The sequence below is a fragment of the Kitasatospora sp. GP30 genome, from assembly GCF_029892145.1.
Classification (GTDB): domain Bacteria; phylum Actinomycetota; class Actinomycetes; order Streptomycetales; family Streptomycetaceae; genus Kitasatospora; species Kitasatospora acidiphila.
Genome location: NZ_JARZAH010000002.1, coordinates 165,604 through 185,932, shown reverse-complemented (window position 1 = coordinate 185,932; position 20,329 = coordinate 165,604). Strand labels below are relative to the sequence as shown.

At 72.4% G+C, this 20,329-nt stretch carries 22 protein-coding genes; 10 read left to right on the top strand and 12 right to left on the bottom strand.

The window, feature by feature from the left end; genetic code table 11:
* Positions 1-40 precede the first annotated feature (40 nt).
* The 4 genes from dusB to P3T35_RS04115 form a co-directional block, all read right to left on the bottom strand.
* A complete protein-coding gene (gene dusB, locus P3T35_RS04130; protein WP_101380190.1) occupies positions 41-1,207 on the bottom strand; it encodes a tRNA dihydrouridine synthase DusB in 1,167 nt (388 codons plus the stop codon).
* 178 nt (positions 1,208-1,385) lie between these two features.
* Positions 1,386-2,165 carry a DUF4097 family beta strand repeat-containing protein gene (locus P3T35_RS04125; protein WP_101380191.1) on the bottom strand — a complete coding sequence of 260 codons (780 nt, stop codon included), beginning with the start codon at positions 2,163-2,165 and terminating at the stop codon, positions 1,386-1,388.
* A gap of 2 nt (positions 2,166-2,167) precedes the next feature.
* Positions 2,168-2,812: a response regulator transcription factor gene (locus P3T35_RS04120; RefSeq protein ID WP_101380192.1), complete on the bottom strand. Its 645-nt coding sequence runs from the start codon at positions 2,810-2,812 to the stop codon at positions 2,168-2,170.
* Positions 2,800-4,116, bottom strand: a complete 1,317-nt coding sequence (locus tag P3T35_RS04115; RefSeq protein WP_280704224.1) for a sensor histidine kinase — start codon at positions 4,114-4,116, stop codon at positions 2,800-2,802. Before P3T35_RS04115 ends, P3T35_RS04120 begins: the two co-directional genes overlap by 13 nt.
* Positions 4,117-4,310: 194 nt before the next feature.
* Between P3T35_RS04115 and P3T35_RS04110 the strand changes: the two genes are divergently transcribed.
* Positions 4,311-4,718: a hypothetical protein gene (locus P3T35_RS04110; RefSeq protein WP_101380193.1), complete on the top strand. Its 408-nt coding sequence runs from the start codon at positions 4,311-4,313 to the stop codon at positions 4,716-4,718.
* A gap of 88 nt (positions 4,719-4,806) precedes the next feature.
* On the top strand, positions 4,807-5,202 hold the full coding sequence (locus P3T35_RS04105; RefSeq protein WP_180356435.1) for a hypothetical protein: 396 nt from the start codon (positions 4,807-4,809) through the stop codon (positions 5,200-5,202).
* Between the two features lie 248 nt (positions 5,203-5,450).
* Here P3T35_RS04105 and P3T35_RS04100 read toward each other — a convergent pair whose 3' ends face one another.
* Positions 5,451-6,383, bottom strand: a complete 933-nt coding sequence (locus P3T35_RS04100) for a LysR family transcriptional regulator (protein WP_101380194.1) — start codon at positions 6,381-6,383, stop codon at positions 5,451-5,453.
* A 96-nt stretch (positions 6,384-6,479) separates the two neighbouring features.
* Here P3T35_RS04100 and P3T35_RS04095 point away from each other — a divergent pair, with 96 nt between their 5' ends.
* Positions 6,480-7,865: an MFS transporter gene (locus tag P3T35_RS04095; RefSeq protein WP_101380195.1), complete on the top strand. Its 1,386-nt coding sequence runs from the start codon at positions 6,480-6,482 to the stop codon at positions 7,863-7,865.
* Between the two features lie 121 nt (positions 7,866-7,986).
* On the opposite strand, the gene argS is transcribed toward P3T35_RS04095, so the two are convergent.
* Both argS and P3T35_RS04085 read right to left on the bottom strand, forming a co-directional pair.
* Positions 7,987-9,753 (bottom strand): arginine--tRNA ligase, encoded by a 1,767-nt coding sequence (gene argS / locus P3T35_RS04090; protein ID WP_280704221.1) that lies wholly within the window; start codon positions 9,751-9,753, stop codon positions 7,987-7,989.
* 193 nt (positions 9,754-9,946) lie between these two features.
* On the bottom strand, positions 9,947-10,789 hold the full coding sequence (locus tag P3T35_RS04085) for an NAD(P)H-binding protein (protein ID WP_101380197.1): 843 nt from the start codon (positions 10,787-10,789) through the stop codon (positions 9,947-9,949).
* A 125-nt stretch (positions 10,790-10,914) separates the two neighbouring features.
* Between P3T35_RS04085 and P3T35_RS04080 the strand changes: the two genes are divergently transcribed.
* Positions 10,915-11,283, top strand: a complete 369-nt coding sequence (locus P3T35_RS04080) for a helix-turn-helix domain-containing protein (RefSeq protein ID WP_101380198.1) — start codon at positions 10,915-10,917, stop codon at positions 11,281-11,283.
* A 129-nt stretch (positions 11,284-11,412) separates the two neighbouring features.
* Positions 11,413-11,574 (top strand): hypothetical protein, encoded by a 162-nt coding sequence (locus tag P3T35_RS04075; RefSeq protein ID WP_180356436.1) that lies wholly within the window; start codon positions 11,413-11,415, stop codon positions 11,572-11,574.
* A 67-nt stretch (positions 11,575-11,641) separates the two neighbouring features.
* Here the strand turns inward: P3T35_RS04075 and P3T35_RS04070 are convergent, their stop codons facing one another.
* Both P3T35_RS04070 and P3T35_RS04065 read right to left on the bottom strand, forming a co-directional pair.
* On the bottom strand, positions 11,642-13,948 hold the full coding sequence (locus P3T35_RS04070; RefSeq protein WP_101380199.1) for an FtsX-like permease family protein: 2,307 nt from the start codon (positions 13,946-13,948) through the stop codon (positions 11,642-11,644).
* A 64-nt stretch (positions 13,949-14,012) separates the two neighbouring features.
* The gene (locus P3T35_RS04065; protein ID WP_101380200.1) at positions 14,013-14,753 is read right to left on the bottom strand and encodes an ABC transporter ATP-binding protein; all 741 of its coding nucleotides are present in this window, start codon (positions 14,751-14,753) and stop codon (positions 14,013-14,015) included.
* A gap of 138 nt (positions 14,754-14,891) precedes the next feature.
* On the opposite strand from P3T35_RS04065, the gene P3T35_RS04060 reads away from it, so the two are divergent.
* Together P3T35_RS04060 and P3T35_RS04055 are read left to right on the top strand one after the other, a co-directional pair.
* Positions 14,892-15,743, top strand: a complete 852-nt coding sequence (locus P3T35_RS04060) for a histidine kinase (protein WP_218976671.1) — start codon at positions 14,892-14,894, stop codon at positions 15,741-15,743.
* A complete protein-coding gene (locus tag P3T35_RS04055) occupies positions 15,740-16,450 on the top strand; it encodes a response regulator transcription factor (RefSeq protein WP_280704217.1) in 711 nt (236 codons plus the stop codon). Before P3T35_RS04060 ends, P3T35_RS04055 begins: the two co-directional genes overlap by 4 nt.
* On the opposite strand, the gene P3T35_RS04050 is transcribed toward P3T35_RS04055, so the two are convergent.
* Both P3T35_RS04050 and P3T35_RS04045 read right to left on the bottom strand, forming a co-directional pair.
* Positions 16,431-17,072 carry a hypothetical protein gene (locus tag P3T35_RS04050; RefSeq protein ID WP_101380201.1) on the bottom strand — a complete coding sequence of 214 codons (642 nt, stop codon included), beginning with the start codon at positions 17,070-17,072 and terminating at the stop codon, positions 16,431-16,433. The two genes, P3T35_RS04055 and P3T35_RS04050, sit on opposite strands and share 20 nt — an antisense overlap.
* A 48-nt stretch (positions 17,073-17,120) precedes the next feature.
* Positions 17,121-17,477, bottom strand: a complete 357-nt coding sequence (locus P3T35_RS04045; protein WP_101380202.1) for a hypothetical protein — start codon at positions 17,475-17,477, stop codon at positions 17,121-17,123.
* 61 nt (positions 17,478-17,538) lie between these two features.
* On the opposite strand from P3T35_RS04045, the gene P3T35_RS04040 reads away from it, so the two are divergent.
* Positions 17,539-18,003, top strand: coding sequence for a MarR family transcriptional regulator (locus tag P3T35_RS04040; protein ID WP_101380203.1), 465 nt, complete (start codon positions 17,539-17,541; stop codon positions 18,001-18,003).
* Positions 18,004-18,181: 178 nt separating this feature from the next.
* On the opposite strand, the gene P3T35_RS04035 is transcribed toward P3T35_RS04040, so the two are convergent.
* A complete protein-coding gene (locus P3T35_RS04035; protein WP_180356437.1) occupies positions 18,182-19,093 on the bottom strand; it encodes a C1 family peptidase in 912 nt (303 codons plus the stop codon).
* A gap of 313 nt (positions 19,094-19,406) precedes the next feature.
* Here P3T35_RS04035 and P3T35_RS04030 point away from each other — a divergent pair, with 313 nt between their 5' ends.
* Both P3T35_RS04030 and P3T35_RS04025 read left to right on the top strand, forming a co-directional pair.
* A complete protein-coding gene (locus P3T35_RS04030) occupies positions 19,407-19,850 on the top strand; it encodes a GNAT family N-acetyltransferase (RefSeq protein WP_218976672.1) in 444 nt (147 codons plus the stop codon).
* Between the two features lie 185 nt (positions 19,851-20,035).
* The gene (locus tag P3T35_RS04025) at positions 20,036-20,242 is read left to right on the top strand and encodes a hypothetical protein (RefSeq protein WP_101380204.1); all 207 of its coding nucleotides are present in this window, start codon (positions 20,036-20,038) and stop codon (positions 20,240-20,242) included.
* Positions 20,243-20,329: the final 87 nt, after the last annotated feature.

The window sequence follows — 20,329 nt, the reverse complement described above, 5'->3', positions numbered from 1 at the left end:
CCCAGCGGGGTCGGCGGCCTATTTCTACGTCCCGTATAACTCAGCCGCCAGAGGTGTCCGATTCGGCGTCAATGCTGGGAGTGGCGCAGTCGTACGGATCGTCCAACCAGCCGTCCGGCAGGACCACCCGGCCGTTGCCGCTGGTGCGGCCGCGCGGGCCGTCCGCCGAGTCGGGCCAGCGCTGCTCCTGGTCCACCTCGGCCAGCAGCTCGGCCAGCTCGGCCAGCGAGCTCACCATGGCGAGCTTGACCCGCAGCTGCGAGCCGACCGAGAAGCCCTTGGTGTACCAGGCCACGTGCTTGCGGAAGTCCACCACGCCGCGGTGCTCGTCGTTCATCCACTGACCGAGCAGCTGGGCGTGGCGCACCATGGTGGCCGCCACCTCGGCGAAGCTCGGGCGGACCGGGTCGGTAACGCCCTCGAAGACCGAGACCAGGTCCTTGAAGAGCCACGGCCGGCCCAGGCAGCCGCGGCCGACCACCACACCGTCGCAGCCGGTCTCGCGCATCATCCGCAGCGCGTCGGGGGCCGACCAGATGTCGCCGTTGCCGAGCACCGGGATGTGCGCGGGCACTGCCTCGCGCAGCCGGGCGATCGCCGACCAGTCGGCCTGGCCACCGTAGTGCTGGGCGGCGGTGCGGCCGTGCAGCGCGATCGCGGACACCCCCTCCTCGGCGCCGATCCGGCCGGCGTCCAGGAAGGTGAGGTGGTCGTCGTCGATGCCCTTGCGCATCTTCATGGTCACCGGCAGGTCGCCGGCCCCGGCCACCGCCTCGCGCAGCAGCTCGCGCAGCAGGTTGCGCTTGTAGGGGAGGGCCGAGCCGCCGCCCTTGCGGGTCACCTTGGGGACCGGGCAGCCGAAGTTGAGATCGATGTGGTCGGCCAGATCCTCCTCGGCGATCATCCGGGCCGCCTTGCCGACCGTCGCCGGGTCCACGCCGTAGAGCTGGATCGACCGGGGCTTCTCGCTGGGGTCGAACTGGATCAGCTGCATGGTCTTGGCGTTCCGCTCGACCAGTGCCCGCGTGGTGATCATCTCGCTGACGAACAGGCCGCGGCCGTCGGACTGCTCCCGGCACAGGGTGCGGAACGGGGCGTTGGTGATGCCCGCCATCGGCGCCAGCACCACCGGCGGCCAGACCTGGAGCGGGCCGATCGACAGCGGCGCCGCCGCGGGAACGGCGGCGGGAGCGGACGTGGTCGTCATGCGCGGACCTCGGCGGATTCGGTGGACGGGACTCTCCATTGTCCCCCACCTGGCGCAGCGCCCCGCCTGGCCGCCCAGGGCCTCTCTTGTCGATCAGGTCGCGGTGACGCCTGCGGCCGACGCCGCCGGGCGCGCGTGCTTCGGCGTCGTGCTCCCGGCATGCTCCATCAGAGCGGCCCTAGCCGCCGATGCGCCGCAGCGTCACCGAGCCGGAGTCGGCGCTGGCGGTGATGCTGCTGGTGGAGGAGGGATTGTCCAGGGCGGGGTCGACGTCCCGGCCGCCGGAGCCGATGGCGACAGCCAGCCGGTAACCGGTGCCGCGCGGCAGCGCCGCCCGGAGCGACCCCGAGGCGGCCGCCATCGTCAGCCGGTGCGGCGCGGCCGCGAAGGTCAGATCGGCGGACCCGGAGCTGACCCGGGCGCTCGCCTCGGCCGAGGCGATCCCGCTGCCGGTCACGGAACCGCTGGTCACCTGGGCGGTCAGCCGGCCCGACACGTCGGTCAGCTGGAAGGAGCCGGAGGTGGCGCTCAGGTTGAGGTCACCCGACAGGCCGCTGATGGTGGTGTCGGTGCTGCTGCCCTTGAGCGTCACCGCGGCGGTGGACGGCACCCTGATGTCGAAAGTGGCCGCACAGCCCATCGAGCCGATCGGCACCACGCCGGGGCAGTGCATGGCGATCTTCAGTACGGTGCCGTCCAGTTCGCGGGTGATCCGCGGGCGGCTGAGCGTCCAGTGGTCGATCTGGTTGACCGTGACCGCGCCGTCGGGGCTGGGCATGATCCGGGCGGTGGCGTTCTCCAGCGTCAGCTCCAGGGCGGTGACCTGACTCTGGTAGACGTAGTTGGTGACGCCCGCCTGCTGGGCGACGAGGTGCCAGGTCTGGCCGGCGCCGAGCACCATCAGCAGCGCGGCCGCCAGCAGGCCGACGGCGCGCCAGCGGCGGTACTCCCCCGTCACGCTCAGCCCTCCCCGAGGTACCGCAGCACGGCGAGCACCCGGCGGTGGGTGGCGTCGGCGGTGGGCAGCTCCAGCTTGGTGAAGATGCTGCTGATGTGCTTGGCCACCGCGCTGTCGCTGACCACCAGGGACTCGGCTATCGCGGTGTTGGAGTGGCCCTGGGCCATCAGCTTCAGCACATCGCGCTCACGCGGGGTGAGCCGCTCCAGCGGATCCCGGTGCCGGCGGACCAGCAGCTGGGACACCACCTCCGGATCCAGCGCGGTGCCGCCGGCCGCGACCCGCTGCAACGCGTCCACGAAGTCGTCGACGTTGGCCACCCGCTCCTTGAGGAGATAGCCGACGCCGCTGGTGTTGGAGGCCAGCAGATCGGCGGCATACCGCTCCTCCACGTACTGGGAGAGCAGCAGCACCGCGATCTCGGGCCACTGGCGGCGGATCAGCAGCGCGGCGCGCACGCCCTCGTCGGTGAAGCCGGGCGGCATCCGCACGTCCGTCACTACCACCTGCGGCTGGTGCTCCTCGACGGCGGCGAGCAGCGCCTCGGCGTCGCTGACGGCGGCCACCACCTCGAAGCCCACCGCCTCCAGCACCTTGACCAGGCCCACCCGTAGCAGGACCGAGTCCTCGGCGATCACAGCTCGCACGGCAACTCCACAGTGATGACGGTCGGGCCCCCGAGGGGGCTGCTGATGGTGAGCGTCCCGTCGACCGAGGCGGCGCGCTTGCGCAGCCCGACCAGACCGGTACCGCGGGTGGGGTCGGCGCCGCCGATCCCGTCGTCGGTGATGACGATGCGCAGGGTGGGGCCGAGCTGGCTGACCGACAGGTCCACCCGGGAAGCCTGGGCGTGCTTGGCGACATTGGCCAGCGCCTCGGAGACCACGAAGTAGGCGACCGCCTCCACCGTGGACGCCATCCGCCGCTCCAGCCGGACGTCGAGGCGGACCGGCAGCGGGGCGCGGGCCGCGATGCCGGAGAGCGCCGCATCCAGCCCGCGGTCCTCCAGCACCACCGGATGCAGGCCGCGGACCAGGTCGCGCAGCTCGGCGATGGCGGCCTGGGCCTCCTCATGGGCGTCGACGATCACCTGCATCGCCTCGGGCGACACGTCCTTGAGGGTCTTGCGGGCCAGGCCGAGGTTCATCGCCAGCGAGACCAGCCGCTGCTGGGCGCCGTCGTGCAGATCCCGCTCGATCCGGCGGCGCTCGGCATCGGCCGCGTCGACCACGCCGGCCCTGCTCTCGGCCAGATCCGCCACCCGCTGCTGGAGCTCGCGGGCCCGGCTCGGGCCGAGCAGGGCCCGCGCCGCGCGGCGGTCGATCCGGGCTATTCGCACCAGCAGCCAGGGCGCGGCGAACAGCAGGGCCCCGCCGATCAGCGTGAAGATCAGCACGCTCGGCGTCTGGCCGCCGCCGCGCACCGCGGTGCCGCGCGGCATCATCCAGCCCCAGCCGATCACCGTGCTGAGCAGCACACCGGCGCCGCAGCCGAGCAGCGCCGCGGCCCCGAGCAGCGTCAGCAGCGGGCCGACCACCAGGTGGTAGCCGAGCTGCCGGTAGCTGGACTCCGCGGTGCACCAGGCCAGCAGGCGCCTCGGCCACGGCGTGCCGGGCGGGGCGGCCGGCGGGAGCTCCGGAATGGCCAGCCCGCCCAGGGCGCGGAACCGGCTGCGCTGCGCCCGCGACAACCACCCGGTGAACAGCACCATCAGGGCGGTGCAGGAGAGCCAGAACTGATCGATCGTCAACAGGAACAGCAGGGGCAGCACGAACGGCGCCCCGGCGGCCACCAGCAGCCCCTCGTGGGCGGCCGCCCTGGACCACGGCACCGGCGGCCGGGGGCTGGGCGCGGTGCGGTACTGCTCGCCCGCCTCCCGCACCCAGGCCAGGCTCGGGTGCGCGGCGCCCTGGCGGAGCCGCTCCCGGAGTCGACTGGTGGTCCTGATCACGGCGCCAGCTTAAAGGGCCTGGTCGAGGCCGGGCACGGGTGCGGGGGCTACTCCTGAGGGTGTACCTAGCTACACCCCAAAGACGGGCCCAAGGGCTAACGACGCCAGCGCCCGGAGACGGAAAGCTTGTTGGTGTCAGAGAACCGGCTCCGGCCGGTCCGAGCACGCAGGTCGAGCACGTCAGGGGAGACGGGATGAACACGGTGCGGGAGCTCCGGCAGTCGACGATGCCGGTCGGTCCGATCGGCGGCCCGTGGTCGGTGCGCGCGGTCGCGGGCCAGGCGGGCCGCCCCGCCCTCGAGGTCTACGAGTCGGGTGAGCTGATAGACGTCCTGGTCGCCAGCTCGCTCAACTCCGAGGTGCTGCGCGGCGCTCGGCGCTCCCGCGTCGGCGGCCTCGCCTGGGGTCGGCTGGCGGCCGACGGCTCGGCGCCCGACGTCGCCTTCGCACAGACCCGGGTGCGGGCGCGCTGGGAGCAGACCGAGGCGGTGGTGCTGGCGGGCGGCTTCTGGCTGGCCTGGACGAGCGGGCCGGCGCTGGCGGTGATGGCCCGGCGGGCGGACGGCGGCATCGAGCGGCTGCGGCCGGCCCGGCTGGTCTGACGGGCGGTCACGGAGTCGGCGGGGACTCAGGGCTCAAGGACTCAGGAACTTACGGACTTAGGGAACGGGGGGCGGCACGGTGGGCGCGGTGAAGGTCTCGATGCGGTGGCGGGTGCGGGTGCTCGGCGGTGCGGCGCTGGCGCTGCTGCCGTGGATGGCCGTGCTGGCGCTGACCTTGCGGAATGCGACCGGCTGGGTGCTGCTCGACCTCGGCGAGGCGGTCTGCCTGGCGGGCACGGCGCTGCTGCTGCACCGGGGCAGCGGGCTGCACCGCCCGTTCGCCGCGGGGGCGGCCCTGCTGCTCGTCGGGGACGCCTGCTGGGACATCGGCAGTTCCGCCGCCGACAGCGACCTGTGGGCCGCGCTCGCCATGGCGGCCGGCGCCGAGCTGCCGCTGGCCGCCGTCTGCGCCGCCCTGGTGCTGCGCCGCCGCCAGCCGGCCGGCCTGGCAGCCGGGCGGCCGGCGCTGGCCCTGGCGGCTTGAGGGGATGGTCGCTTGAGGGCCTGGCTGCTTGACGAACTGACCGCTTGAGGAACTGACCGCCGGAGGAACTGACCGCCGGAGGAACTGACCGCTTGAAGGTCTAGCCGCCGGAGGACCTGGCCGGTCAGGAGGCTTGCGCGGGCCGAGCGCCTGAGTCCCTCTGCCGGTCAGGAGACTTGAGCGGCCTGGGTACTGGGGGCCCTTGGTCAGGAGACTCGGGAGGCATGGGTGCCCGATCCCCGTGTCAGTCAGGAGACTTGGGAGGCCTCGCTGCCCCGGAGCGCCGGCTCCGGGAGGGGATCGGCCCGGCGGGCCACCTCCAGCAGGGCGCGCAGCGGGCCGTCGGCCAGCCCCAGCCGGGGATGCCACTTGGCGACGATGCTCACCGGCCGGACCTGCTCGGCCAGCGGCAGCTCGACCAGCTCGCCGCTCTCCAGCTCCCGGGCGACCGCCATCTCCGGCAGCAGGGTGACCCCGCGGCCGTGCCCGGTCAGCCGGAGCAGTGCGGCGAGCGAGCCGGTCACCATCGCGACCTGGGCCCCCACCAGCAGGTCGCGGCCGAACCGGTCCACCAGCATCTCCGAGGTGCACCCCGGCTCGGCCACCAGGAACTCGTACCGCAGCAGCTGCTCAGCCGTCACCGTGCCGACCCGTGCCAGTGGATGGGACGACCCGGCGGCCAGCACCGTGCGGTCATGCCCGACCACCGCGGACGGCCCGAGGACGCGCACCCCCGCGTCGTACTGGAAGGCCACGTCCAGCTCCCCGGCCGTGAACAGCGCATCGAGCTTGGTCCTGCTGCCCACGCTGAGGTCCACCTCGGCGGTGGTGTCCGGCCCGCCCGCGCCGTACTCGAAGGCCGCCAGCACATCCGGCAGCCAGGCGTGCGCCAGCGACTCCTGGGCACCGATCCGCAGCCTGGGTCGCTCGCCGAGCACCGCCCGCCGCATCCGCTCGTCGAGTTCCAGGGCCTCCCGGGCGTGCGGCAGCAGGCGCCGGCCGGCCTCGGTGAGGATGGCTCCGGTGCCGACCCGCAGCAACACGGCCGCCCCGAGCTCCGCCTCAAGCCGCTTGAGCTGCGCACTGACGCTGGACTGGGCGTAGCCGAGCTGCTGGGCGGCGGCCGAGATGCCGCCGTGGTCGGCGACTGCCACGAAGGCGCGCAGGTAGCGGAGGTCCATGGCGACAAGCTTACTGACGGGCCATCGGATTCTCCGATGGGGCCATCGAACTTTGGGCGTCGCCGGAGCGGGGTCGTTCCGGCGAGGGTGACTGCCATGACCACCAAGGCCCTGACCTCGGAAACCCGCCCCTCCCCCACCGACCAACCCACCGCACCGTCACCGCGCCGGTCCCGCCTCGCCTTCGCGGGGATCGCGGCCGGGAACCTCCTGGTGCTGCTCGACACCTCCATCCTCAACGTCGCCGTGCCCGACCTCCAGCACTCGCTGCACCCCGCCCCGGCCGCGGTGCCCTGGGCGGTCGACGCCTACACCGTGGTCTTCGCCGGACTGCTGCTCGCCGCCGGCGTGCTCGCCGACCGCTGGGGCCCGCGCCGGGTCTACCGGGCCGCGCTCGCCGCCTTCGCCGTGCTCTCCACCCTGTGCGCCGCCGCGCCCGAGGTCGGCTCCCTGATCGCCGGCCGGGCCCTGCTCGGCGCCGCGGGGGCCGGCCTGGTGCCCGCCTCTCTGGCCCTGCTGATCGCGCTCAACCCCGACCCGGCCCGCCGCACCCGGGCGATCGGCGCCTGGGTCGCCCTCAGCGGCCTGGGCGCGGCCGGCGGCCCGGTGCTCGGCGGGCTGCTGGTCCAACTCGGCGGCTGGCGGCTGGTGTTCCTGGCCGCACCGCCGATCGCGCTGGGCGCCCTGGCGCTGTCCCGCCTGCTACCCACCCCGCCCCGGCAGGCAGCGCGCGCCCTGGACCGCCCCGGCCTGCTGCTCTCCACGGGTGCCCTGGGCGCACTGACCTTCGGGCTGGTCGAGGCCGGGGTGTCCGGCTGGGGCTCGCTCCTGACCCTGGTGCCGCTGGCTCTGGCGGTGGCGGCGTTCGCCGCACTGACCGTGGTGGAGCGCCGGGTGGCCACGCCGGTGCTGCCGCCGTCCCTGCTGGCCTTGCCCCGGGTGCGGGCCGCCCTGGTGGCCGGCGCCGTCTCCTGCTTCGCCTTCTACGGCGGCCTCTACCTGCTGGACCTGTGGCTGCAGCACACCTACCGGCTCTCGCCGCTCGACGCCGGGCTGGCCTCGCTGCCGCTGACCCTGCCGGTCTGCGTGATGCCCTTCTTCACCGGCCGCCTGGTGGCCCGGCACGGTGCCCGCCCGGTGCTGCTGGCCGGCATGTCGGCCACCGTGCTGGCCGGCCTGCTGCTCCTGTCCGCCACCGGCCACCACCCGCCGCTCGCCTTGGTGCTGGTCGCCGAACTCGCCCTGGCCGCCGCCGGCACCCTCTCCATCCCCAGCGCCGCGGCGGAGATGGCCGTCGCCGCTCCCACCGAGCTGGCCGCCACGGGCCAGGGCGCCCTCAACGGCATCCGCCAGGCCGGCTCAGCCCTGGGCGTCGCCGTCCTCGGCACCATGAGCACCCTCTCCGGCGCCGGCGTGGTGGTACTGGCTGCCGGGGTGCTCGCCGTGGCGCTCGTCGAACGGGCGACCGCCAAGCATGCATAACGCCAAAAGGGTGTTGCCCAGCCGAACCCCCTCGGCGGGGGAACCCCGTGCATCGCACCGGAAAAGGGGCACTCCCCCGCCGAACCCCTCGGCAGGGGAGCCCCCTTGTCGCCGCACAGCGCTAGATCCGCTCCGGCGCCCGCAAGCCCAGCAGGGCGAGGCCCTGGGCGAGGGTGGCGGCGGTGAGCCGGCAGAGCGCGAGCCGGTTGGCGCGCAGGGCGGGGGTGTCGGCCTTCAGGACCGGGCAGGCGCCGTAGAACTCGGTGAACGCCTTCGCCAGCGAGAACAGGTACCCGCACAGCCGGTGCGGCTCCAGTTCCTGGGCGACCTCGCGCAGTACGGCGTCCAGGCCGTCCAGCAGCAGGATCAGCGCCCGCTCGGCCGGGTGCAGCGGCAACGACGGGTCCACCGAAGGCAGTTCGTCCGCTGGAGCAGCGCCCGCCTTGGCCAGGATGGCCCGCACCCGGGCGTGCGCGTACTGCAGGTAGACACCGGTGTTGCCCTGCAGCGAGACGATCTGCTCAATGTCGAACACATAGTTCTTCGCCCTGGAGGTGGACAGGTCGGCGTACTTGACGGCGCCGATCCCGGCCGCCTGCACCACCTGCTCCAGTTCGTCGCCGGTCAGGTCGTGCGGCTTGTCTGCCATGACCTCCCGCACCCCCGCGACCGCCGCGTCCAGTAGCGTGGCCAGCCGCACGGTGTCACCGGACCGGGTCTTGAACGGCGTGCCGCCCGGGCCCATCACGGTGCCGAAGGGCACGTGCACCGCCTCGACGTGCTCCGGCAGCCAGCCGGCCCGCCGTGCGGTGGCGAAGACCATCCGGAAGTGCATCGCCTGCCGGGCGTCGACCACGTACAGGATCCGGTCGGCGCCGAGCTCGTCGACCCGGTGCCGGATGGTGGCCAGGTCGCTGGCCGCGTACCCGTAACCGCCGTCCTGCTTGCGCAGGATCAGCGGCACCGGCTCCCCCTCGGGCCCGGTGATGTCGTCGAAGAATACGCAAGAAGCGCCGCCGCTCTCCACTGCGATCCCGGCATCCACCAACTCCTGGACCAGGTCCGGAAGTTCCGCGTTGTGCCGGGATTCGGCGTCGATGTCCTGCGGGGTCAGCAGCAGGCCCATCCGGTCGTAGAGCTGCTGGAATGCCTCGGTGGAGACCGCCACCAGCTCCTGCCAGACCGCCGTGGTGGCCGCCTCGCCGCTCTGCAGCGCCACCACCCGCAGCCGGGCCCGCTCGGCGAACTCGGGGTCGCCGTCGAAGGCTTGGCGGGACGTCTTGTAGAGCGCGTCGAGCGCCGAGACCTGCCCGCTCGGGTCGGCCTGCCGCCAGTTCAGCTCGGGGTGCTCGACGAGGTACTGGATCAGCATGCCGAAGTTGGTTCCCCAGTCGCCGAGATGGTTCTGCCGAACCACGTCGGCGCCGAGGAAGCCGAGCACCCGGGCCAGCGAGTCGCCGATCGCATTGGTCCGCAGGTGCCCGACGTGCATCTCCTTGGCGATGTTCGGGCCGGAGTAGTCGACCACGAACCGGGTGCCGGTCAGCGGCTCGCCGACGCCGAGCCGCTGCCGGGGGTCGGCGAGCCGGGATTCGACCTGCTGCCAGATCCAAGCGTCCGCCAGCACCAGGTTGAGGAACCCGGGGCCGGAGAGCTCCACCGCCAGCGGACCGTCCGCCGCCAACTCCCGAGCCAGCCCCTGGGCCAGCTCCCGGGACGCCAGCCCGGCCGGCTTGGCCAGCGCCAGCGCCACGTTCGACTGGAAGTCCGCGTGCTCGGAGGGTCGGACCAGCGGGTCCCGCTCGGCCAGCTCGCGCGGCAGCACGCGGGCCATGGCGGCCGACACGGCGTGCTCTGCAAGGCTGATCGCGGCAAGGACCTCGGTCACGGTGGGACTTCCTCTCGGGGCTTGGGCCAGGTATCGCCGCATGCTAGGGGCCGACGGCAGCCCGGGCCGAGCGATTTTCCGATGGGCCCGCCCGTCAAAAGCGGGCAGGTTCCGATGGGCCCGCCCGTCAAAAGCGGGCAGGCTCCGGTGGGCCCGCCCGTCAAAAGCGGGCAGGTTCCGGTGGGCCCGCCCGTCAGCGGAACGCGGGCAGGTTCCGCCGCGCCCAGTCGGCGAAGGGCCGAGCCGGGCGGCCGAGCAGCTTCTCGACATCGGGGCTGATCCGCTGCTCGGCCGGGGTGGGCGCACCGAGGATGGCCAGGGTGGTGTCGACCACCGGCTCCGGCATCAACCGCAGCAGCTGCGCCCGGGCCTGCTCCTCGGTCTGCTCGACGAACTCCACCGGCTCGCCGAGCAGTTCACCGAAAACGGCGGCCTGCTCGCGCGGCGCGCTCAGCCCCGGACCGGTCAACTCGTAGGCCTGGCCCGCATGTCCGTCCTCGCACAGCGCCACGGCCGCCACCTCCGCGATGTCGGCCGGGTCGACCAGCGGCAGTCCCACGTCACCGAACGGCGCCTCGATGGTGCGCCGGGTGCGCACCGACTCGGCCCAGGCGAAGGCGTTGGAGGCGAAGGCGCCGGGCCGCAGCACCGTCCAGTCCAGGCCGGACGCGTACACCGCCTCCTCGGTGGCGCGCATCACGCCGCCGTGCGAGGGGGAGTCGGGCCGGGTCACCACGCCGAGGCTGGACAGCAGCACCACCCGCCGCACCCCGGCGGCCTTGGCCGACGCCAGGATGCCGGCGGCGCGCTGGGCCTGCCCGCCGGCACCGCCGTCGTGCAGGAAGAGCGCCTCGGCGCCCTCGAACGCGGACCGCAGGCTCTGCGGATCGGCCAGGTCGGCCACCTGGTGGCGGACCCCGGCGGGCTGCGGGGCCGCCGAGCGGGACACCGCGACCACCTCCCCGGCCCGCCGTTCGGCCAGCGCCGCCACCAGCGGTCGGCCCACGTTACCGGTCGCTCCGGTCACCACGATCATCTTTGCAACTCCCATGCTGATCAGCCCCGTTGCGGGCCGTTTCGGTCAACGGGAGGACGCTAACAGCATCGATATAGTAGGTACCTAGAGGAAAGTGACTATGCCGAAGGGGAGTTGGCGTGGAAATGGAGAACGACGCGGCGAGCGGTCCGGAATTCGCCTGCCCGATCGGGCCGGTGGTGGACATCGTGTTCAGCCGCTGGACCACACCGATCCTGTGGACCCTGCACACGCACGGTCGCCAGCGGTTCGTTGAGGTGCAGCGCCGGATCGCCTCGATCACCCCCAAGGTGCTCACCCAGCGGCTGCGCCAACTGGAGCGCGACGGCCTGATCGTGCGCACCTACCACCCCGAGGTGCCGCCGCGTGTGGAGTACGAGATCAGCGAGCTCGGCCGCAGCCTGGCCCCGGTCTTCGCCCACCTGACGGACTGGGCCACCGCCAACCTCCCCCAGGTGGCGCAAGCCCGCGAGGAGTACGACGCGCAGCCGTAGCGGCGGGACGACCTGAGCACAATCCGCAACAGGAAGCACACTGAACCCTTTGACATCGAGCCACGTACTACGTCACTTTAGTAGTCGACTGACCGTCGGTTACCGGATCGTCACTGGGGGGACCAGCACGTGAACAAGATCGTCGCTGCCATAGTCGGGGCCGTTTGCGGCCTGGCGCTCGTCATAGGCGGGGCCGCCTGGGCGTCCGACAGCGGCAAGCCCAAGGCGCCGGCGCAGGCCGGGCTCTCCGCTGCTCTGCCGCCCGGCGGCAACACTGGCGGCTGCTGCTGACGCCACAACTCCCGTGCGGTGCCGCCGCGTTCGACGTGGCGGCACCGCACGGGGCGGCAACCGGGCGCTACTCGGTGCGCAGCGCCTCGGCGATCGGCAGCCGGGCCGCACCGCGAGCCGGCACCAGGGCGCCGAGCAGGGCGATACCGACTCCGGCCAGCGCGAGGCCGATCAGCTGCGGCACGTGCCAGACGTCCTTCATGGCCTCCGAGAACACCATGATCGGGATGTGGTCCACGATCAGCCGGTGCACCAGGATCCCGAGCGGCACGCCGATCGCCGCACTGGCCAGGCCGAGCCCGGCCACCGAGGTGAGCGTCATCGCCACGACCTGACGTGGCGTCATGCCGATCGACTTGAGCATCCCCAACTCCCGCCGCCGCTCGCGCACGGTGAGCAGCACGGTGTTGAAGACGCCGAGCGCCGCGACGCTGCCGAGCAGGATGCTGAACACCGTGGTGAACCCGACCACCGACACGGTCGGGGCCGTGGCGCCGGACGGCGTCTGCACGGACGGGTAGAGCCCGGGATCGATCGCCTGAACCGCCTTGGCGTAGGCCGCACTGTCCGTGCCCGGTGCGATGCGCACCTCGTAGGAGTTGACCCGGGGCTGCGGGGTGAGGTCGAGCGCCGTCTGCCAGTTGGACGTCACCACGCTGGCGTTCCCCTCCAGCGGCTCGCCGACGATGGCCACCGACAGCTGACGCCCGGCCAGTTCCAGGGTGACCCGGTCGCCGAGGTGCAGCCCGTGCTGCGCCAGGAAGGCCGGCCCGGCCACCACCTCGTTCGGCCCGGTGGGCAGACGGCCGACGGTCACGTTGGCCTCCCGTTGCCAGTCGTCACCGCCGTAGAAGTCGGCGTACACCGACTGGCTGGATCCGGTCATGCTGACCAGGGTCAGGTACCGGCGGGTCAGCAGCCTGGTCCCGGGCAGGGCGCGCAGCCGGGCCTCGATCTCGTCCGGGCTCAGCTTGGGTTCCTGCTGGCGGTCGGTGGCCTGCCCCAGGTCCACCTCGACCCCGGTGCCGACCGGCGGCGATCCGCTCCGACCGGCGGCGAGGATGGTGCTGCTCAGCCCGGTGGCCAGCGTCACCGCGGTGACACCGAGCACGATGGCGGCCATGGTCAGCGCGGTCCTGGCCGGGCGGGCGAACGGCTGGCCGAGGCCCAGGCTCACGGCGCGCGGCAGCCCGGACCCGCTGAGCGCCCGCTGCACCCGCAGCCCGCGCCCGGCCCGCGGCGCGCTGCCGGCGGCGATCGCCCGGGTGGCGGAGAGCCGCCCGGCACGCAGCGCGGGCACCAGGGCGGCGAGCGCGACCAGCACCGGCATGCCCACGACACAGCTGAGCGGCGCCCAGAGGACCGGGTGCGTGACGTCGGCGGTGCCGGTGGCGATACCGGCGAACGCGACATTCATGAACGGCACCGCCAACGCGGCCCCGACCAGGCTGCCGAGCACCGCCCCGGCCAGTGCGGGCACCAGGAGCATGCCCAGATAGACGGCGACCACCTGGCGCGGGGTGAAGCCGATCGCCTTGAGCACCCCGATGTGCCGGAAGCCGGCGACCACCGCACTGCTCACCACATTGCCGACGAGCAGCACCGCGATCACCAGGCCGAGCACCCCGAAGGCGGTCAGCAGCGGCAGGAAGGAGTCAGCCCCCGCCGAGAACTGCTGCTTGAGCGTCAGATAGGTCTGCGCGCTGGCCAACGCACCGGTCGGGAGACCTGCAGTGGCCGTGCCAAGCGAGGCGTGGAGTTGCTGGTCGGTGTCGGCCGCGGAGAAGCGGTAGAGCATCTGGTACGCCGTCGGATGCAGCGCGGCCATCTCCTCCGGGGTCACCCAGCCACGGGCTGACTGGCTCATGCTGGCGGCCCAGCCGACCACGGTCAGTGGCGGCATCCCCTTGGGCGTGATCTTGACGCCCAGCTGGCCGCCGGAGAAGTCGTTGTTCTCGATCACGATCTCGCCGGGCCCGGTGGCCCAGCGACCCGCCCGCAGTTCGACCCGGTCCACCGGCCCGCCCGGATCGGCACGGCCGACCACGGTGATGGAGCCGGGGGCGTAGCCGAGCCAGTCGCCGGGCATCTCCAAGGTCGTCTCGGCGAACGGCCCGGCGGCGGCCTGCACGCCGGGTCGGTGGGCGGTGCCGGCCAACTGCGCCGGCGTGGTGGTGGCGGCGTTGAAGCTCGCCACCACATGGGCGCCGCGCTGCTTGCCGAAAGCGTCGTCGAAGGGCGCTCTGGTCACGGCGAGCACGGAGAGCGCGAGCACCACCGTCACGGTGCAGCCGAAGACGACCAGTCCGATCACGGTGGTCTGCAACTTGCGCCGCCGCACCGCGCCGCGCGAGGCCCGCCACACCGCGCTCATGCGCCCACCTCGCTGCACTCGGTACGGACGTCACGCAGGCGAACCCAGCTGGTGTCGCGAATGCTCATGCGCTCGGCTCCAGCATGGTCTCGCGGGCCACCCGGCCGTCGGCGACCTCGACCAGGCGGTTGGCACAGCGGTGGGCCAACTGCGGGTCGTGGGTGACGATCAGCAGCGTCTGCCCGATCTGGTTGAGGTCGATCAGCAGGTCCATCACCTGCTCCCCGGAGCGGCTGTCCAGCGCCCCGGTCGGCTCGTCGGCCAGCAGCAGCGCCGGCCGGTTCATCAACGCCCGTGCCACCGCGACCCGTTGGCGCTGTCCACCGCTGAGCACCGCCGGATAGGCGTCCTTGCGGTCGGCCACCCCGAGTTCGTCGAGCAGTTCCAGGGCGCGGCGGCGCGCCTGCCGGGCCGAGACGCCGGTGAGCTGGGCGGCCAGCGCCACGTTGTCCAGTGCCGGCAGGTCGTCGATCAGGTTGAAGAACTGGAAGATCATGCCGATGTGGCGGCGCCGGAACAGGGCCAGGCCGGTCTCGTCCAGCGCGCCCAGGTCCTGACCGTGCACCTCGACGGTGCCGGCGGTGGCCCGGTCCAGCCCGGCCGCCAGGTTCAGCATGGTGGACTTGCCGCAGCCCGAGGGCCCCATCACGGCGACCGCCTCGCCGGCCCGGATCTCCAGGTCGAGGCCGTCCAGCGCCTTGGTGTCGCCGTACTCCTTGTGGACGTCGGACAGTCGCACCACGGTGTCCCGGCCCCCGGTCGCTCCGGGGGTCGACACCGCCGTCAGCTTGTGGTCAGTGGTCATGGCACGACGCTAGAAGGGCCTGGCCCCGCCGGTCATCCCGCTTGGGATGTAACCGTCGTCGCAGGTCATCCCACGGATGTACCTGACTGCACCTCCGGTGTGATGCGGCAGGCACCGGCCGACTGAAAGACTGACCGGGTGGGGGATTCCTGGGACAGCGGACTGCTCGGCGCGCTGGTGGTGGCATGCGCCGTCGCGGCCGGATTCAGCCTGGCCTGGCAGCGGGCCCACCGCCGGTACCAGGAGGCCGTCGGGGAGCGCGGCTGGCTGCTGGAGCGGGAGCGGGCGGCCGCCGCCGAGGCCGCGGTGGGCGCCGAGCGGGCCCGGATCGCAGCCGAGCTGCACGACATCGTCAGCCACAACGTCAGCCTGATGGTGGTTCAGGCCGGGGCCGCCCGCGAGGTGCTGGCGACGATGCCGGACGAGGCGGCCACCGCGATGAGCGCCGTGGAGAGCGCCGGCCGCGATGCGATGACCGAGCTGCGCCAGTTGCTCGGCCTGCTCGCGCCGCGTGCGGACGGCGCCGACGATGTCGACGAGCCGCGCGAGACCGCGCAGTTGGCGCCGCAGCCGAGCATGAGCGGACTCAGCCGGCTGATCGACCGGTTCGCCTTCGCCGGGCTGCCCGTGGAGGTGCGGGTCTCCGGCGAGCCGCGCCCGCTGCCGCCCGGGATCGACGTCACGGCCTACCGGATCATCCAGGAGGCGCTGACCAATGTGCTCAAACACACCGAGGGGGCGAAGGCAACGGTGATGGTCAGCTATGACCACCGCAATCTGCGGGTCGAGGTGCTGAACACCGGTCCGACCGTGCTGGGCGGGTCGGCGGCCACCGATTCCCGGCCGACGGCGAAGCGAGCGGACGGCGCGGGGCGCGGGCTGATCGGCCTGCGCGAGCGGGTCGGTGTCTACGGCGGCGACCTGGACGCCCGGCGGCGCCTCGGCGGCGGCTACCGGGTCCGGGCCCGGCTCCCGTTGGACGGGCAGTGACCGGCGCCCCGGCCGCCGAGCTCGCGGCCACCGAGCAGCGTCGCCCCCGCGTGGTGATCGCCGACGACCAGGAGCTGGTCCGCACCGGCTTCCGCATGATCCTCACTGCCCGGGGCATCGACGTGGTCGGCGAGGCTGCCGACGGCGCGGAGGCGGTGGCGGCCGTCCTCCGACTCCAGCCCGACGTCGCCCTGTTGGACATCCGGATGCCCGTGCTGGACGGCTTGGAGGCGGCCCGGCGGATCATCGCCCAGGCGCCGTCCTGCAAGGTGATCATGCTGACCACCTTCGATCTCGACCAGTACGTCTACGCCGCCCTTCAGGCCGGGGCCAGCGGCTTCCTGCTCAAGGACGTCACCTCGGCCCATCTCGCCGCCGCCGTGCGCCTGGTCGGCACCGGGGACGCCCTGCTCGCGCCGTCCATCACCCGCCGCCTGGTGGAGCGCTTCACCGGGCCGACCTCGGCAAAGCCACAACAGAGCGCCACACCAACGCGGTTGGCGCCGCTCACGGCCCGCGAGCGCGAGGTGATGAGCCTGGTCGCCCGCGGCCTGTCCAACAGCGAGCTGGCAGAGCGCCTGACGCTCAGCGAGGCGACCGTGAAGACCCATGTGGCACGGATCTTCTCCAAGCTGGGGCTGCGCGACCGGGCCCAGGCGGTGGTCCTCGCCTATGAGACCGGCCTGGTCACACCCGGCGCGACGTAACGGCGGTGGCCGTCACCCAGAGCAGGAGCAGCACACCGGAGACGTACGCCGCCGGGGCAAGTGCCGTGCTGAGCAGCAGATAGCCGACTCCGGAGACCGTGATCGCCACGGCCAGGGCCAGACCCGTCCAGTCGATCCAGTCGGCCGACCGGGACCGCACGGCGGGCCCGGAGGCGAGGAGCGCGGTCGCCGCCAGCAGCAGCATCTTCACGCCGTCCAGCCGGTTGAGCAGGGCGAACGCGGTGTGGGCGGCGGCCCCTTGATGCTCGGGGGCGAGGTACGCGGCCAGGTGCACGCCGAGCGCGCACTGCACCAGGGAGACCGCGACCGCCGCATAGCCGGTGAACCGTGCGGGCCGCCGTAGTCTGCCGGCCACCACCGCCGCCAGGGCGAGCCCGGCGATGCCCTGGGTGGCGACGTACTGGGTGATCGCCACTGAGGTGTGCCCGGCGAGGCCGGCCAGCACCTCGGGGCCGGTCGCGGCGACGGACGGGTTGGTCGGCCAGACGGACAGGCCGGTCACCCAGGCGACGAGGTAGGTGATCCCGGCGATGCGGACGGCGGCACGGACGGCGGCGCTGCGAGTGCGGGTGGCCGGGGCGGTGACGGCGTGACTGGTCATGATGCTTCTCCTTCAGGGGCGTTGACGTCAGCGGCAGGGACGTTACGGTCAGCAGGTGAACAGCCAGGTGGCCGAGGCCAGGTGGATCAGGGCGAGGCCGACGCAGCTGGCGGCCATCGGGCGGTTGCCGCGCTGGGCGCCGACCATGGCATCCCCGACCTGGGCCAGCCCGGCGACCACCAGCACGGGCGCCTGCGCCGCGGCCGAGCCGGCGAGCAGCACCACCAGGGTGACCAGGCTCAGCGGCAGCGCCCGGGCGGCGTAGGCGCCGAGGAAGAACGCTCCCCCGGCGCCGAGTTGCTCGCCCTCGGCCAGCGCGACGGACGGCCGGACCAGCCCGACCAGCGAGGAGCCCCCTGACAGCAGAGCCACCGCGGCATTGACGGCGACCAGCACGATCTGCATGCTCTTCTCACTTCAAATCATTCGAACTCTGAATCATTGGTTTGATTGTATGCTTCGAGACATGGACGAAGTCAAGGGCAGCACAGGGGACGCCGGGATCCCCAGCACGGTCGTGTTCCGACTCGGCACCCTGGGGACGGTCGCGGCCGACCGGTTCGCGGCCGCCATCGAGCCGCTGGACCTCAAGCCCAAGCACGTCGGCCTGATGGCCTCACTGGCCCATGGGGAAGCGTCGGCGTCACAGCAGGAACTGGCCGGCCGACTCGGCGTGGTCCCCAGCCTGGTGGTCTCGCTGGCCGACCATCTCGAACGCCTCGGCGCCGTGCAGCGAGTCCGCGACCCCGGCGACCGCCGACGCCAGATCCTCACCCTCACCGACCAGGGCCGCGCATTGCTGGCTCAATGCACGGCCACCGCAAGGGAGTTGGACGAGCGGTTCACCGCCGTGCTTTCGGCGAAACAGCGCGCGGCGCTTCAGGAGGCGCTCGCCATCCTGGCGGCGGAGGCGGGCCTGCCAACGAACTGACGGGCAGGGTGAGCGATTTACCTACCCTCAGGGGTGAACTACCTGCCGCTGAACGCACTTGCGCCGCCGCACCCACGGTTCGAGCTCCCTTCAGAGGCTCGATCGTGAGGCGGCGGCGCAAGGTTCGGTCCCGGACGGGACCGCGAAGGAACTACCGGTCTACTGGTCCGCTATCGGATCAGGAGGCCAACTTGCCCATGGCGTGGATCTCCTGGACGTCGCCGGTGTCGAAGAAGCTCCACGGCACATTGACGAAGCCGCCGTCGCCCCAGCTGTTGCCCCAGCTGTTCTCGATCCGGACACCCTGGTCGTTGTAGCCGACGATGGTCACCTCGTGGCCGCCGACGATCGGGTCACTGCCGGAGTCCCCGGGCGTGTAGCTGTAGTCCGAGGCGGTCTGGGCGTTGAGGTCCATGAAGGACTGGTGCACCTGGAAGCCGATCGGCACCGGCATGCCCTTGGATATCGCGTCCTCGATGGCCGACCGGGCAGCCGGGCCGCTGGTGGGCAGCTCGGTGAAGCCCGAGAGCTTGTAACCGGCGGCGCTGGAACGCTCGTTGTCGTCCGGCTGGGTGGTGTAGTCGAAGTCGCCCTGCCAGTAGTCGGACTTGGTGTCGATGCCCTGCTGCTGCTCCATCGGCAGCGCGACGCTCGCATAGGTGCCCGTGTCGTTGCCCTGGGCGATCTGCGAGTAGATGAACATCGGCGCCATCGGCGCACCGCTGAGGCCCTGCTCGTTCATCAGGATGCCGTAGCCGGTGTAGCCCGTGGCCCAGGTGACGCAGGCGCCGACCTGGCCCTGGTCACCCGGCGCCAGGGCGTACTGGCTCAGATCCGCGCTGGCCGGCGCCGCACCGGCGCGCGCGAACGGGGCGATCGCGCTGAGGTCGGCCGTGGCGGCGGCACGCATCGCGTGCGGGTGGGCCTTGAGAGCCGCCAGGTCGAGGCCCGTCGCGTAGTGGTGGTGGGTGTGATGGGCCGCCGGGCGGGCGTCCGGGGTCACCGCGGTAGCGGCGGTCGCCGTGGACGCGACGGTCAGGCAGGACAGCACCAGAGCGGTGCCGACGCCGATGGCTTGACGCATGCGCATGCGTGAGCTCCTTGTGGGGGTCGCCAGTTGATTGGGGTGCAACCGGCACGCCGGGTCGCCACACGTGCAGGTGGGACGACACGGAGAAGTGAACGTGGGGGTAGCACAGATGACGTGGGGTCACGTGCACTGGCGATCACCTTAGATGAAATTCTCATGAACATGCCAGGGTTAAAACATGCCAATGACGGGATGCCGCCAAAGTGAGACGGGGTACTGGCGCTTGGGGTGGGTCGGAGGGGGTCCCATTGCAACTGCCCTGCCAGGGGCCCCGGGTGACAGGCCGCTCCTCCGGCGCGCTAGCCTGCACTGCGTGATCATCTTCCGCGAGGCCGGGCCGCAGGACTTGACGGACGTGCTGCGCCTCTACGGTCAACTCCATCCGAACGACCCTGAGTTGGCGAACGGGGTGGCTGCGATGACCTATGCGCGGATCCTGGAGTCACCGGGCCTGCGCCTGTTCGTACTTGAGCGAGACGGAGCCGTCGTCGCCACCACGTACCTGAACGTGATCCCGAACCTCACCCGGTCCGCCGCGCCGTACGCGGTCATCGAGAACGTCGTCGTCGACGCGACCCTGCGGGGCACCGGCCTGGGCAAGCAGATCATGGCGGGGACGTTGCAGGCGGCATGGGACGCGGGCTGCTACAAAGCGATGCTGATGACCGGCTCGCGCACCCCCGCGACGCACGCCTTCTACCGCGCATGCGGGTTCTCGCCCGACGCCAAGACGGCATACCTCGCCCGTCCGGCCTGATAGCGGCGCCTGCGGATCGCCGTCAGCGAGCGTAGTAAGTTCGCCGAAGCCGTACTTGCGGGCGCCGAGGCCAACCGTCACTGACTGTGCCGATCAAGCGCCTCCATCGCCGCCTCACCACCACCCGCCCGCAGCCGTGCCCGCTCGGCTGGCCGAACTGCCCCTTCTGCACGGCGAGGTGCACCATGACCTCCCCGCTCCCAGAGCCGCGCAAGCGTCAGCGGCACCAGATGACCATGCACGTCTTCGACGTCACCAGCACCGGCAGGTGCATCGACATCTCCTACACGACCGTCTCGCCGACCTGGCCGTACTCGATCGAGATCGACAGCCGCGGGCCGGACTGCCGCTGCCGCCGCTGCCGCCGCCGCAAGCCGGCCAAGAGGAACTGACAGGACTGGGTGGCGGCCCTCTCCCTTCTCCGCCGGCCCGTTGAGTGGGCCACGGGGAAGGGGCCAGCAGGGTTGATGTCGGACGAC